The 13779-nt window shown below is 63.3% G+C and carries 14 protein-coding genes; 13 read left to right on the top strand and 1 reads right to left on the bottom strand.

Annotated features, from left to right (window positions below; genetic code table 11):
* The first annotated feature begins 71 nt into the window (after window positions 1-71).
* The 6 genes from AC0NIE_RS29935 (at window position 72) to AC0NIE_RS29910 (ending at window position 6224) form a co-directional block, all read left to right on the top strand.
* Window positions 72-959: an ABC transporter permease gene (locus AC0NIE_RS29935; RefSeq protein WP_473488267.1), complete on the top strand. Its 888-nt coding sequence runs from the start codon at window positions 72-74 to the stop codon at window positions 957-959.
* Window positions 956-1834, top strand: coding sequence for an ABC transporter permease (locus AC0NIE_RS29930; RefSeq protein ID WP_473488266.1), 879 nt, complete (start codon window positions 956-958; stop codon window positions 1832-1834). Before AC0NIE_RS29935 ends, AC0NIE_RS29930 begins: the two co-directional genes overlap by 4 nt.
* Window positions 1819-2889: an ABC transporter substrate-binding protein gene (locus AC0NIE_RS29925; protein ID WP_192355892.1), complete on the top strand. Its 1071-nt coding sequence runs from the start codon at window positions 1819-1821 to the stop codon at window positions 2887-2889. Before AC0NIE_RS29930 ends, AC0NIE_RS29925 begins: the two co-directional genes overlap by 16 nt.
* A 184-nt stretch (window positions 2890-3073) precedes the next feature.
* Complete coding sequence (locus AC0NIE_RS29920) at window positions 3074-3682, top strand: cupin domain-containing protein (protein WP_473488265.1); 609 nt, start codon at window positions 3074-3076, stop codon at window positions 3680-3682.
* The gene (locus tag AC0NIE_RS29915) at window positions 3672-4757 is read left to right on the top strand and encodes an ABC transporter ATP-binding protein (RefSeq protein ID WP_473488264.1); all 1086 of its coding nucleotides are present in this window, start codon (window positions 3672-3674) and stop codon (window positions 4755-4757) included. Before AC0NIE_RS29920 ends, AC0NIE_RS29915 begins: the two co-directional genes overlap by 11 nt.
* Window positions 4758-4796: 39 nt before the next feature.
* Window positions 4797-6224, top strand: coding sequence for an aldehyde dehydrogenase family protein (locus tag AC0NIE_RS29910; protein WP_473488263.1), 1428 nt, complete (start codon window positions 4797-4799; stop codon window positions 6222-6224).
* 65 nt (window positions 6225-6289) lie between these two features.
* On the opposite strand, the gene AC0NIE_RS29905 is transcribed toward AC0NIE_RS29910, so the two are convergent.
* Entirely contained in the window at window positions 6290-6982 is a 693-nt protein-coding gene (locus AC0NIE_RS29905; protein WP_352952949.1) for a FadR/GntR family transcriptional regulator, read from the bottom strand.
* 177 nt (window positions 6983-7159) lie between these two features.
* Here AC0NIE_RS29905 and AC0NIE_RS29900 point away from each other — a divergent pair, with 177 nt between their 5' ends.
* From AC0NIE_RS29900 to AC0NIE_RS29870, 7 genes are read left to right on the top strand one after another with little or no spacing between them, the layout of a single operon-like run.
* Window positions 7160-8155: an ABC transporter substrate-binding protein gene (locus AC0NIE_RS29900; protein WP_473488262.1), complete on the top strand. Its 996-nt coding sequence runs from the start codon at window positions 7160-7162 to the stop codon at window positions 8153-8155.
* 12 nt (window positions 8156-8167) lie between these two features.
* Window positions 8168-8995 carry an ABC transporter permease gene (locus AC0NIE_RS29895; protein ID WP_473488261.1) on the top strand — a complete coding sequence of 276 codons (828 nt, stop codon included), beginning with the start codon at window positions 8168-8170 and terminating at the stop codon, window positions 8993-8995.
* Between the two features lies 1 nt (window position 8996).
* The gene (locus AC0NIE_RS29890; protein WP_473488260.1) at window positions 8997-9800 is read left to right on the top strand and encodes an ABC transporter ATP-binding protein; all 804 of its coding nucleotides are present in this window, start codon (window positions 8997-8999) and stop codon (window positions 9798-9800) included.
* A gap of 6 nt (window positions 9801-9806) precedes the next feature.
* On the top strand, window positions 9807-10562 hold the full coding sequence (locus tag AC0NIE_RS29885; protein ID WP_473488259.1) for an ABC transporter permease: 756 nt from the start codon (window positions 9807-9809) through the stop codon (window positions 10560-10562).
* Window positions 10563-10564: 2 nt separating this feature from the next.
* Window positions 10565-11263, top strand: coding sequence for a fumarylacetoacetate hydrolase family protein (locus tag AC0NIE_RS29880; RefSeq protein WP_473488307.1), 699 nt, complete (start codon window positions 10565-10567; stop codon window positions 11261-11263).
* On the top strand, window positions 11229-12791 hold the full coding sequence (locus AC0NIE_RS29875; RefSeq protein WP_473488258.1) for an acyl--CoA ligase: 1563 nt from the start codon (window positions 11229-11231) through the stop codon (window positions 12789-12791). The genes AC0NIE_RS29880 and AC0NIE_RS29875 overlap by 35 nt, the downstream gene beginning before the upstream one ends.
* A complete protein-coding gene (locus AC0NIE_RS29870; RefSeq protein WP_473488306.1) occupies window positions 12791-13774 on the top strand; it encodes a 2-dehydropantoate 2-reductase in 984 nt (327 codons plus the stop codon). Before AC0NIE_RS29875 ends, AC0NIE_RS29870 begins: the two co-directional genes overlap by 1 nt.
* The last annotated feature ends 5 nt before the right edge of the window (window positions 13775-13779 follow it).

The raw sequence follows: 13779 nt of genomic DNA, 5'->3' as shown, positions 1-13779 counted from the left end.
CAGAAATCAGCTTGACAGATTCATGATTATGAAAAAATCTTGAGTGATTTCAAATTTCGATGGGCAACCCGATGTCGACCATCGTTGCAAGGCAGCCGCTGCCGGAGTCCAGGTCCTCGACGGGTTTCCGGTTGGCCATGCTGCTGCCGGGCGGGCTGGTCACCTTCTTCCTGATCCTGTTTGCCCTCGGCCTCGTGGTTTTCCTCGCCCTTCGCGGCAATGACGGTTCGCTGCTGGGCGCCGGTTTCACTTTTGCGAATTTCATCACCGTGGCATCCGACTCGCTGTACTGGACGGTAACGCTGCGCTCGCTGGCCATTGCCGGCCTGGTGACGCTGGCCACGGTCGTCACCGCCTATCCCGTCGCCTACTACCTGGCCTTCCATGCCGGACGGCGGCGCGGGCTGCTGTTGTTTCTGGTGACGCTGCCGTTCTGGACCAGCTATCTCTTGCGCGTCTTCGCCTGGAAGATCGTGCTTGCCTATAATGGCGTGCTGAACTCGGCGCTCGTCGAAAGCGGCATCTGGTCCGAACCGACACTGGCGTTTCTCAACACGCCGGCCGCCGTCGTCGTCACGCTGGCTCACGCCTATGCGCCGTTCGCCATCCTGCCCATCTATGTGGCGCTGGACACGATCCCGAAATCGCTGCTCGAAGCTGCTTCCGATCTCGGCGCCAGACCGTTCACCAGCTTCCGCCGCGTCGTGCTGCCGAACTCGATGCCGGGCGTGCTGGCGGCGGCTCTCGTCGTCTTCGTGCCGACGGTCGGCGACTATGTCACCCCCGCGCTGGTCGGCGGCCCTGCCAGCACCATGATCGGCTCGCTGATCCAGGCCCAGTTCGGCAAGGCAAATGACTGGCCGTTCGGCGCAGCACTCGCCGTTGCCGTCATGCTGGTCACCCTTGCCGTGGTGCTGGTCGTGCGTTCCGCCGACCGCAGATTTGGCAGCCGGACATGAGCGCGGCGCGGAAAGACGCTAAGAAAGGTGGGAGTTGGCTCGGCGCCTACGTCCTTGTCTACTTGGTATTCCTGTATTTGCCGGTATTGCTGATCCCGCTTTTCTCCTTCAACGATTCGATCCAGGCGGCGTTTCCGCTGCAAGGCTTCACGTTTGAGTGGTACAAGACGCTGTCCGGCAATTCGGCGCTGTCCGGCGCCCTTGCCAACAGCCTCGTCATCGGTGCAATTGCCGCCACCGGTGCCACGCTCTGCGGCATCACCGTGTCCTACATGGATCTCTTCGGCCGTTCGCCGCTTGCCTTCACGATCAGCGCCATCGCGCGGCTGCCGATCCTGATCCCCGGCGTCATCGTCGGCATCTCGCTGCTGATCCTGGTGAACCTCATTGGCTTCGGACCGTCACGCACGGCCATCGTGCTCGGCCACATATTGGTGGCGCTGCCGACGACGGTGGTGATCATGAAAAGCCGCTTCGCCGCTATCCCCAAGACCATCCACGAGGCGGCACTCGATCTCGGCGCGTCCGACTGGACGACATTCAGGCGGGTCATGCTGCCGCTCAGCCTGCCCGCCATTGTATCAGCGTTCATGCTGGCCTTCCTGACCTCCTTCGACGAGTTCATCGTCGCGTTCTTCCTCGCCGGCACCGAGCCGACCTTGCCGCTCTACATTTGGAGCCAGCTGCGTTTCCCGAAATCGCTGCCCACCGTCATGGCACTGGGCACGGCTATCCTGGCCGTGTCCTTCGTCATCGCGGCAATTGCCGAAATCCTGCGCCATCGCGGGCTCGCCGCCGCTCAGCGGCCGGTACCCGCCAACCTGTCCAAACCAGAAGAAACCGAAAGAGGAGAACTGCAATGGCATTCGACCTGAAATCGATAAATCGCAAGACAGTCCAAGCCGGATTGGCAGCCTTCGCGCTGGCGCTTTCGTCGACCGTCGCGCTTGCGGCCGACAAGTTGCAATATTTCACCTGGTCGGGCTACGAACTTCCCGACTTCAACAAGAGCTTCCTCGCCGCACACCCCGATGGCGTCGAGGCCTCGATGTTCGGCGACGACGATGACGCCTTCACCAAGGTCAAGGCCGGTTTCCGCCCGGATGTCGCGCATCCCTGCTACGACAAGGTGGCGCGCTGGAACAAGGAAGGCCTGCTGCAGCCGATCGACACCAAGCGCATCAAGAACTGGGATTCGATCTTTCCGGTCTTCAAGAACCTGCCCGACCTGCAGGCCGGCGACGGCAAGGTCTGGATGGTTCCGTGGGATTGGGGCAACACCTCGATCCTTTACCGCACCGATCTGGTGAAGAACCCGGAACCGAGCTGGAACCTGCTGTGGGACAAGCAATATGCCGGGCGCATGGCGACGATCGACGCCGTCCACGATACGCCGGTGGTGGCGGCGCTTCTCGCCGGCGTCAATCCATTCGACATGACGCCGGAACAGATGGAAAAGGTGGCTGAAAAACTGCGCGAGCAGCGCCCGCTGCTCTCCAACTACACCACCGACATGACCTCGGTCGAACAGGCGCTGGCGAGTGGCCAGTTGGTCGCCGCCATGACCTGGAACGCGTCGGCCACTTCGCTGAAGAAGCAGGGCGTGCCGGTCGAGTTCATGAAGCCTAGGGAAGGCATGCTGACCTGGGCGTGCGGCTTCGTCATGCTCAAGGACGCCAAGAATGTCGACCTCGCCTATGATTTCATCAACAGCCGGCTGGAGACGGATTCGGGAAAATACCTGATCCAAGCCTATGGTTACGGCAGCTCAAACAGCTCGGCCTTCGCCGCGGTGCCGAAGGAGGAACTGGAAAAGCTGCAACTGCCGTCCGATCCGGAAGTGATGCTGAAGACCACCGTCTTCACCGGGCCGATGAAACAGAATGACGAACTCGCCAAGATGTTCGAGAAGGTCAAGGCAGGCGGCTGAGTTCGCTCTTCCTTCTCCCCTTGTGGGAGAAGGTGGATCGGCGCGTAGCGCTGAGACGGTTGAGGGGTGCTGGACGGAGCGCTGTTGGTGCCAAGCTGGAACACCCCTCATCCGACCGAGCTTCGCTCGGCCACCTTCTCCCACAAGGGGAGAAGGGAAAGCGTTGGCAAACGAGGATGTATGCATGGACATACTGAACGAAACGGCTGAAAGGCCGAAGGACGACGCTGACGTGCGGGTCGGCCGGCGCGTGCGGGCGCTGAGGCTAGAACGCAGTCTTTCGCTGGCCGAGCTTGCCGCAAAGGCCGGCGTTTCGATCGGGGCGCTCAGCCAGATCGAGCGCGGCCTGTCCTCACTTCGCGTCAAGGTGATCTGGCCGCTCGCCGCCGCTCTCGACATCGAGCCGTCGGCGCTGATTGCTGACGGCAACGATGCCGTCAGCGATCTCTATTGCGTGCGCGCCAACAGTCGGCGCCAGATCCCGGTGAAGTCGGAAGGCATTGCCAAGGCGCTGCTGTCGCCGCCGGCCGCTACGCTCAACGGCATGCTGGTGACGGTGGAAGCCGGCGGCGGCACCGTCGAAGCCTACGCCCATCCCGGCCACGAATTCGGTTTTGTCCTGTCGGGCGAAGTCGAACTCGTGATCGATTCAACCACCTATGGGCTGAAGACCGGCGACAGCTTCGCCTTCAAGAGCACCTTGCTGCATGCTTTCCGCAATCCGGGCGCCGAGCGCTGCCAAATCCTCTGGGTCAACACGACCAAGCCGTCCGAGGTTCGCGATGGCGCCTGAACCTCTCGTCCGGCTGGATGCGGTGTCGAAGATTTTTCCTGGCGGCGTCGTCGGGCTGGACGCCGTCGATCTCGACATTTCCCGCGGCGAATTTCTGACCTTGCTCGGTCCGTCCGGCTGCGGCAAGACCACCAGCCTGCGGGTGATCGCCGGGTTCGAAAGCCCGTCAAGCGGACGGGTGCTGCTCGAAGGCCGTGACATCACTTCGCTGCGGCCGTTCGACCGTCCCGTCAACACCGTTTTCCAGGACTATGCGCTGTTTCCGCACATGAACGTCGCCGAAAATGTCGGCTTCGGCCTGTCGCTGCGCAAGCTTTCCGGGGCAGAACAGGCAAAGCGCGTCGGCGAAGCGCTCGACATGGTTGGCCTTGCCGAGAAGCTCGACGCCCGCGTGGCCGAATTGTCGGGCGGCCAGCGCCAGCGCGTGGCGCTTGCCCGTGCGATTGTCTGCGAACCGCGTGCGCTGTTGCTCGACGAGCCGCTGTCGGCGCTCGACGCGCATCTGCGCGAACAGATGCAGGTCGAATTGAAGCGGCTGCAGTCGCGGCTCGGCACGACCTTCGTCCTGGTCACCCACGACCAGACCGAGGCGCTGTCGATCTCCGACCGCATCGTCGTCATGAACAAGGGCCGCATCGAGCAGATCGCACCGCCGGCCACGCTCTACGACCGGCCCGCCACAAAATTCGTCGCCAGTTTTATCGGCACGATGAACCTGCTGCAGTCGCGCTTTGTCGGCCGTGACGGCGATCGATTGCTTTTCAGCGCCGGCGCCCTGCCGCTCGAAGCCACGTCGGAAACCGGCGAAGCGCCGGGAGAAGGCGCGGTGCGAACCATCGGTGTGCGTCCGGAGGATCTTCTGGCAGCGACCGAAGCCGCGACCGGCACCGCACCGGTGCGGGTGAGCAGCATCGTCTTTCACGGCCGCACCTTGCGCCTGCACGCCGAATTCTCGCAGGGGATACCAGTGGTGATCGATGCGCCACGCCGGGCGGAAGGTTTTCAATTCAGCGTCGGCGACGTGGCGCATATCAGCCTGCGCCGCGGCGCTAACTGCCCTATGCTACCCGGCTAATCTGATCCCCGTCCTTTCCAGAAAACCGGAGCATCACCCATGAGCAATCACCTGAACTTCTTCATCGACGGCAAATGGGTCGCGCCCGTGGTGCCGGCAACGCTGGATGTGATCGATCCGTCCACCGAAGAGGCCTATACGAAAATCTCCGTCGGCTCGAAGGCCGATGTGGATCGCGCCGTGGCAGCGGCGAAGGCAGCCTTCCCGGCCTTTTCGCAAACCAGCAAGGCCGAGCGCCTGCAGCTGCTGAAGCGCATCCTCGAAGTCTACAACGCGCGCTACGAGGACATCGCGCAGGCTGTCAGCCAGGAGATGGGCGCGCCGATCAACTGGGCGCGCGAGGCGCAGGCCTGGGCGGGCAGGGCGCATATGGAAGCCACTATTCATGCGCTGGAGGATTATGAGTTCAGCGAGAAGCGCGGCACCACCATGGTGGTCAAGGAGCCGATCGGCGTCTGCGCGCTGATTACGCCGTGGAACTGGCCGCTCAACCAGATTGTCTGCAAGGTGGCGCCGGCGATCGCCGCCGGCTGTACGGTCGTGCTGAAGCCTTCCGAGATCGCGCCGATCAGCGGCATCGTCTTTTCGGAAGTGATGGGAGCGGCCGGCACGCCGAAGGGCGTCTACAACATGGTCAATGGCACCGGTCCCGATGTCGGACAGGTCATGGCCGGCCATCCCGACGTCGACATGGTCTCGTTCACCGGTTCGACCCGGGCGGGCATCATCGTCGCCAAAACAGCGGCCGAGACGGTCAAGCGCGTGGCGCAGGAGCTCGGCGGCAAGTCGGCCAACATCGTGCTGCCCGATGCCGACTTCGAGAAGGCCGTGCGCAAGGGCGTCAACGCCTGTTTCGGCAATAGCGGCCAGTCCTGCGATGCGCCGACGCGCATGCTGGTGCCGGCCGCCCGCCACGATGAGGCGCTGGTGATCGCCAAGAAGGCGGCAGAGGCGCACAAGGTCGGCGATCCCCGCTCGGAAGACACCAAGCTCGGGCCGGTGGTCAGCAACATCCAGTTCGACAAGATCCAGCGGCTGATCGAGGCCGGCATCGCCGAGGGTGCTACGCTGGTCACCGGCGGTCCCGGCCGGCCGGAGCATCTTAATCGCGGTTATTACGTGCGGCCGACCGTCTTCGGCCACGTTAAGCCGGGCATGACCATCGAGAAGGAGGAGATTTTTGGGCCGGTGCTTTCGGTCATCTCCTATGATGACGACGACGACGCGGTGAAAATCGCCAACGACACCGTCTATGGCCTCGCCGCCAATGTGCAGTCCGGAGATATCGAGCACGCGCGAAAGATCGCCGGCCGCCTGCGCGCCGGGCAGGTCTCGATCAACTATCCGGAGTGGGACACCTTCGCGCCCTTCGGCGGCTACAAGCAATCGGGCAACGGCCGCGAATATGCCGACTGGGCAATCCACGATTTCCTCGAGATCAAGGGCATCATCGGCTACGGCGCTTAGGGCTTAACCCGAACAGCGCCGCGCATCCAAGAAGGACGCGCGGCGCTGTAGCGGGTCAATCCGAGCTATTCGGCGGCTTCGCGAACAGGGATCAGGCGCCGCTCGACCTGTTGGAGATGCAGCCGCATCGCTGCCGCCGCGCCGCCGAGGTCACGCTCGGCGATCGCTTCGACGATGCGTTCATGGTCGGCGAAGCTGTGATGGTCCGCCGGAGGGCGGGCGCCTTCTGAACGGAGACGTCCCCACACCACGGTTCGGCGCACGGCGTTCAGGACGTCGAACAGGCCGAGCAGCACATTGTTGCGGCTCGCCTGCGCAATCTGCCGGTGTAGCAGATTGTCGATGTTCTCATATTGCCGCCATGTGACGGCTTCCCGCGTCTGCACCAGCGATTGACGCATGCCTGCGATATCGGAAAGCGTGGCGTGCAGCGCCGCTTCGCGCGCAATCTCGGGTTCGATGATGAGGCGCGCGCGCATCACGTCGGCCGGATTTGTGCGTCCGGCGATTTCCGAAATGCCGATCGTCTCCTCGACCGGTCCACTGCCGACGAAGGTGCCCCTGCCGACGTGACGCCAGATGCGGCCGTCCTTCTCGAGCACTGCCAGCGCCTTGCGCAGATCGCCGCGCGATACGCCGAGGCTCTCGGACAGTTCCCGCTCGGCAGGCAGCCGTGTCTCGCCGGCATGGTCCATCTGGGCAAGATAAGCCTGAAGCTGAACCAGGGCGGCGTGGCCGCCATTGCCGGGATCGTCCATCAATTTAACCAATCCGCGTATGATTCCCTTTGTTGGTGTTAAAACGATTAGCTCAAACCGTCAACTGCCGAGTTTTCTAGGCCCGCCAGTCCGACACGGTGCAGTTTCTCCTTGACCAATCCCCTCCGTAGCCTTAACCAATTAAGGAAATGGTTACAAAAAACGGGAGGAATGACAATGGCCAGCATGACCAGACGTACCATCCTTGCCACCGCTTTTGCCGCGGCCCTGGCATGGGCACTGCCCCTGTCGGCCGCAAATGCGGGCGATATGCGCATCGCATTCGGCGACCTTCCCGGGATCGAATCCATCCAGACGCTCGCCGCGATAGAGCGCGCCAAGGAACGCGGCGTGAATGTCGAGCTCATTGTTCTCAATGACGAGGATCTGGCAGCCCAGGCCATTGTCGGCGGCCAGGCCGATGTCGGCATTGGCGCGCCCTATACTTTGATCCAGAAGGTTGGCGTGCCGATCCGGATTTTCGCGCAGATATCGACGCTGCGCTTCTTTCCTGTCGTCAACAGCGAATTCTACAAGGAATGGAAGGATCTCGACGGGCAGGAAGTCGCCGTTCAGGCGCGCGGCTCCGGCACAGAGGCTGTCATGCTCCTGATGGCGAAAAACCACGGCATCAAGCTCGGCAACATCAGCTATGTCCCGGGTTCCGAGGTTCGCCGCAATGCACTGCTCCAGGGGACCATCAAGGCGTCGATCGTCGATGCCGCCAACCGGCGCGCGCTCGAGGCCGAAGCCCCCGGCAAGTTCATCGTTCTGCCGGTCGAGGATCTCGGCGCCTCGGACGAAGCGCTTTTCGCGACCGCAGACTATCTGAAGAACAACGCCGCCGACGTCGACATCCTGGTCGAGGAACTGATGAAGACCGCGCGGGAAATAACCGCGAACCCGACTGTCGCGGTCGAGCTCCGCAACAAGTACAAACTGCTGCCGGATCTCGGCGCGGAAGCGGACAGCGAAATCACCGAATACTACAAGGAAACCGCGGAAGCCGGCAGCCTTGCGCTGAATGGCGGCGGGGCGGAAGCGGCCAAAGACGACTTTGCCTTCTTCAGCCTTGCCGGCCAGATCGAAGGCGATCCCGCGAGCCTCAAGGTCGAGGACTTCTGGGATGTCTCTGCGATCGACCGCGCCGTCGCCAAGCTCGGCAAGAAATAGGCGGCCTGCCGGATGGCCGTAAGCATCAGAACCGACGGCGAGCCCGCCGGCCTCGCTCCTCTTGCCAATCGCAGTGCGACGGGCGCATCGTGGGACCAGCCGGTCCTGCTCAGGCTTGTGTCGATCGCCCTGTTCGCGGGAATCTGGGAGGTGGCCGGGCGCATTCCCGTCAGCTTCGCCTTTCCGACTTTTTCCGACACCATCGTCGCGTTTGTCGGACTGCTCGCCGACGGCAGCTTGGCAACCGCCTATCTTTCGACACTGCAGCCGCTGGTGCTCGGCGTTGTCCTGTCGGCGTTCCTGGGTGTCGGCCTCGGCACGATCTGTGGCCTGTGGCGCACCGGCGAATGGCTGGTGATTCCCGTGTTCATCGTGCTTCAGGCAGCACCCGTCGCCGCCTTCATTCCGATGGTCACCTTCGTCTACGGAATAGGCATGACCGCCAAGACGCTCGCCGTCATGATCCTGGCGCTGCCGGTCATCGTGCTCAACACCTACAAGGCCGTGCGCAACGTCAACGAGTCGCTGCTGGTTATGTGCCGATCATTCCTGGGCACAAATTGGCAGACCGTCGCCAAGATCATTCTTCCAGACGCCAGCCCGGTGATTTTTGCCGGCTTGCGCCTCGGAGTCGCTGCCGGGTTTGTCGGCGTGGTGCTCGCCGAGCTGCTGATCACCCCGACCGGCATCGGCGACCTCATAACCTTCCACCGCTCGCGCGCAGACTACGCCGAGATGTACGCAACAATTGCCTCGATCATTGCGCTTTCCACTCTCACGCTCGTCTTTCTGCAGTGGGTGGAAGTCCGTGTTTTCAGGCCCGAGAGTAGAGGTGCTTAAGATGGGTGCGACCGCATTGCGAAATGGACCGTCGCCGGTTCCCGCACCGATCGATTCAATCGTGGAAGTGAGGGGAATTTCCAAGACCTACGGCAATGTCGAGGCGCTGCGTGGCATCGACCTCGACTTTCCCAGGGGCAAGCTGACCAGCCTTCTCGGACCCAGCGGTTGCGGAAAGACGACGCTGTTGAAGATTATAGCGGGGCTGACACGGGCCGATGGCGGAACCGTCGCGATCAACGGCAAGCACGTCACGGCACCCGGCCCCGAACGCGCTTTCGTGTTCCAGGATTTTGCGCTGATGCCTTGGGCGACCGTGATGCGCAACGTTGCCTTCGGACTGGAATTGCGCGGCACCAACAAGGCCGAACGCGAGGAGATCGCCCGCCGCTATATCGCCGAGGTGGGTCTCGCCGGCTTCGAGGACAAATATCCCCACGAGTTGTCGGGCGGCATGCGCCAGCGCGTCGGCCTGGCGCGGGCTTTGTCGGTCGATGCCGACGTCCTGCTGCTCGATGAACCGTTTTCGGCGGTCGACGAGCAGAACCGACGGAAGTTCCAGGAAGACCTGATCCGGCTGCGCACCAACCAGAACAAGACCTTCATCTTCGTCACGCACTCGATCGAGGAGGCGGTCTACATCTCCGATCGTATCGTGTTGCTGTCACCGAGACCCGGCCGGGTTTCGCAGATCATCGAACCGGAAATCGATCGCTCCGGCGACCCGGAGCGCATTCATCGCGACAGGCACTACCTCGATACCGTCGAGGAGATCTGGCAGGGGCTGAAGCAATATGTGGAATGACCGGCCATGACCTTGTTTGGCTACCGTGTACCAATGATGGCGTCCCTGCTTGTCTGGTGCGTCGTATGGGAAATCGTCGGACGGCTGGACCTCGTCTTTCTGCTGCCGCCGTTTAGCGACGTGCTGGTTGCAGCCGTCGATCTCGTGCAAACCCCGTCCTGGCAGAGCGCGACGGTTACAACCCTTCGCGCCTTCGCCATGGGCATGGCCCTGTCGATCGTTATCGGCGTGCCGTTGGGCGTCCTGATGGGACGCGTCAAGATCGCCGACGACCTGCTCGGCATGTGGGTCAACATCTTTTCAAGCGCACCGCTCTCGGCGATCGTCCCCGTGCTGATGATCCTGTTCGGCTTCGGCGAGAAGACGATCGTTGCGGCGGTGTTCCTGTTTGCGATCTGGATCATCGTTCTCGACACCCGCGCCGGGGTCCGCCACATCTCGCCGTCGCTGATCGAGATGGCGCGTTCCTATGGCGCCTCGCGCCCGGCACTCTACACCAAGATCATCCTCTGGGGGGCGCTTCCGGAAATCCTTGCCGGCATCCGCCTCGGCCTCATCCGCGGCGTCAAGGGCGTCGTCATCGGCCAGTTGCTCGTCGCCATCGTCGGCTACGGTGCGCTGTTCGAAACCTTCTCGCGAAATTTCCGCATGGCCGAATTCTGGGCCTTGACCATCATCCTTTTTGCCTTCGCCCTGCTGATCGCCGAACTGATCGAAAGGGCCGAAGCCAAAGTCGAATACTACGCAGGAGCAAGACAGTGAACATGCACGGCACGACCTCAAGCTATGTCATCGAACCGACCGCAGTCCCCAGCATTCAGGTGGCGGCAACCGACAAAATGTTTCCGGTGCACCGGGTCTATTGCGTCGGGCGGAACTATGCCGCGCATGCAGTCGAGATGGGACACGACCCCAACAAGGAGCCGCCGTTCTTCTTCCAGAAGAACCCGGATAACCTCGATACGACAGGGGAATTTCCGTATCCTCCGGCCTCCAACGATGTCCATCACGAGATCGAAATGGTCGTGGCGCTGAAAAGCGGCGGTACGGATATCCCGGTCGAAAAGGCTCTGGACTGCGTGTTCGGTTATGGCGTAGGTCTCGACATGACGCGGCGCGACCTGCAAGGTAAGGCGAAGGACATGGGCCGTCCATGGGAGGTCGGCAAGGCCTTCGAGGCATCGGCGCCATGCACGCCATTGGTTCCGGCAAGCTCGATCGGCCATCCAACCCAGGGAGCGATCTGGCTGGACGTCAATGGCCAGCGAAAACAGACCGGCGACCTCAACCAGATGATTTGGAAAGTTCCGGAAATGATCAGCTATCTCTCAGGTCTTTTCACGCTGATGCCGGGAGACATCATTCTTTCCGGCACGCCGGCGGGCGTCGGCGCGGTTGTTCGCGGTGATGTTCTTCGCGGTCATATCGATGGCGTCGGCGACCTCGAGGTTCGCGTTGTCTGAGGCGGCGTCGATCATTGAGCGGCTTGCCGCCGCCGCCGACGATGCGCCGGCGATTTCGGCGCCCGACAGGATCACGCTCAGCCATGGCGGACTGCGCCGCCTGATCTCCGAGACGGCGGCGCAACTGCATGCGCTGGGCCTCGGCCGTGGCGACCGGGTGGCCATCGTGCTGCCGAACGGGCCGGAGATGGCGACGGCCTTTGTCGCGGCGGCGGCGGCGGCGTCGACGGCGCCACTCAATCCGGCCTACCGGGCCGACGAGCTCGATTTTTACCTGACGGACATCGGCGCCAAGGCAATCCTCGTCGCCGAGGACGAAAGCGGCCCGGCGGTCGCGGTTGCCGAGCGCCTGGGCATAGCTGTGCTCAGGCTCATAGCACTCCGTGACGCGCCAGCCGGAAGCTTTGGGATCGAGGGTGAACCGATCGGCCCGCCGGCTGCGCCCGAATTGGCTGAGGACGGCGACATCGCGCTGTTGCTGCACACGTCCGGCACCACGTCACGACCCAAGCTGGTGCCGCTCAGCCATGCCAATCTCGCCGCCTCGGCCGCCCATATCGGCGCGACGCTCGGCCTGACGGCCGGTGATCGCTGCCTCAACGTCATGCCGCTGTTCCACATTCATGGGCTGATCGCGGCGGTGTTGTCCTCGCTCGCGGCCGGCGGCAGCGTCTTCTGCACGCCGGGCTTCAACGCGCTGCGCTTCTTCCATTGGCTTAGCGAGGCGCGGCCGAGCTGGTACACGGCCGTGCCGACCATGCATCAGGCCATCCTGCCGCGGGCGGCGCGCAATGCCGATGCATTGGCCGCCGCGCCTCTTCGCTTCATCCGCTCGTCCTCGGCATCGCTCCCGCCGCAAGTGATGGCGGAGCTTGAGGCGACCTTCGGCTGTCCGGTGATCGAATCCTACGGCATGACCGAGGCCGCGCACCAGATGGCCTCGAACCGGTTGCCGCCGGGCCTGCGCAAGCCGGGCAGCGTCGGCGCCGCCGCCGGACCGGAAGTGGCGGTGATGGCGCTGGACGGGCAATTGCTGCAGCCCGGTGAGACCGGCGAGATCGTCATTCGCGGGCCCAATGTCACCGCCGGCTACGAGAACAATCTGGACGCCAATGCCACCGCCTTCGCGCATGGCTGGTTTCATACCGGCGACCAGGGCATGCTCGACGATGACGGTTATCTGCGCGTCACCGGCCGGCTCAAGGAGATCATCAACCGTGGCGGCGAGAAGATCTCGCCGCTCGAGGTCGACGACGTGCTGATGGATCATCCGGCGGTGGCCCAGGTCGTCACCTTCGCCACGCCACACGACAAGCTCGGCGAGGAGGTCGCGGCTGCGATCGTGCTGCGCGAGGGCATGGCCGCCACCGAAGGCGACATCCGCAGCTTTGCCGCGCTCCGGCTTGCCGACTTCAAGGTGCCGCGCATTGTCCTGATCCTGAACGAAATCCCGAAGGGCGCGACGGGCAAGCTGCAGCGCATCGGTCTCGCGACCAAACTCGGACTTGCGAAACCCGGGCTGGGATGATGCGGATCACCATTTTTGGCGCCGGCGCGATCGGCGGCTATCTCGCGGCCAAACTTGCCATGGCCGGCCGCGTCGATCTGTCGATCGTGGCGCGGGGCGCTCATCTCGAAGCGATCAGGACGGCCGGGCTTTGCCTGATCGAAGACGGTCATGAATCCGTCGCCTCTGTCAGGGCCGCCGCGCAGGCGCAAGAGCTAGGTGTCCAGGACTACGTCGTGCTGGCCCTCAAGGCCCATTCCGTCGCACCAGCGCTCGACCAGATCGCGCCGCTGCTGGGCGAGGGGACGGCTGTCGTCACCATGCAGAATGGCGTGCCGTGGTGGTACTTCCACAAGATCGGCGGTTCGCTCGAAGGCACGCGGTTGCAAGCGGTGGATAACGGTGGAGTGATCTGGGACCGGCTTGGGCCGGATCGCGTCATCGGCTCGGTCGTTTATCCCGCGGCCGAGGTGGATGCGCCCGGCCTGGTCCGCCATATCGAGGGAAAACGCTTCTCGCTTGGTGAGCCCTCGGGCGAGAAGAGCGAACGTGTCACGCGGCTTGCCGAGGAGATGGTTGTGGCGGGGCTGCAGGTGCCGGTTCGCGACGACATCCGAAGCGAAATCTGGGTGAAGCTCTGGGGCAATCTCTCATTCAACCCAATTTCCGCGCTGACCGGCAGCACGCTTGCGGCAATCACTGCCGACGAGGCAACCCGCACGCTTGCCCGCGCCATGATGCTGGAGGCGCAGGCGATCGGCGAAAGCCTCGGCGTCCGTTTCCCGATCACGGTTGACCGCCGCATCAAGGGCGCCGGCGAGGTCGGCGAGCACAAGACGTCGATGCTGCAGGACCTGGAGCGCGGCCGGCCGATGGAGATCGACGCACTGGTGACGGCGGTCCAGGAGCTTGGCCGGCTGACCGGCCAGCCGACGCCCACCATCGACAGCGTTCTGGCGCTGGTGCGCCGCCTCGCCATCGAGCGCGGCTGCTATCTGATATGAGACAC

The sequence above is a fragment of the Mesorhizobium sp. WSM4842 genome, assembly GCF_055901575.1.
Note: the sequence above shows the minus strand (reverse complement) of the source record. Positions and strands in the feature narration are given on the sequence as shown.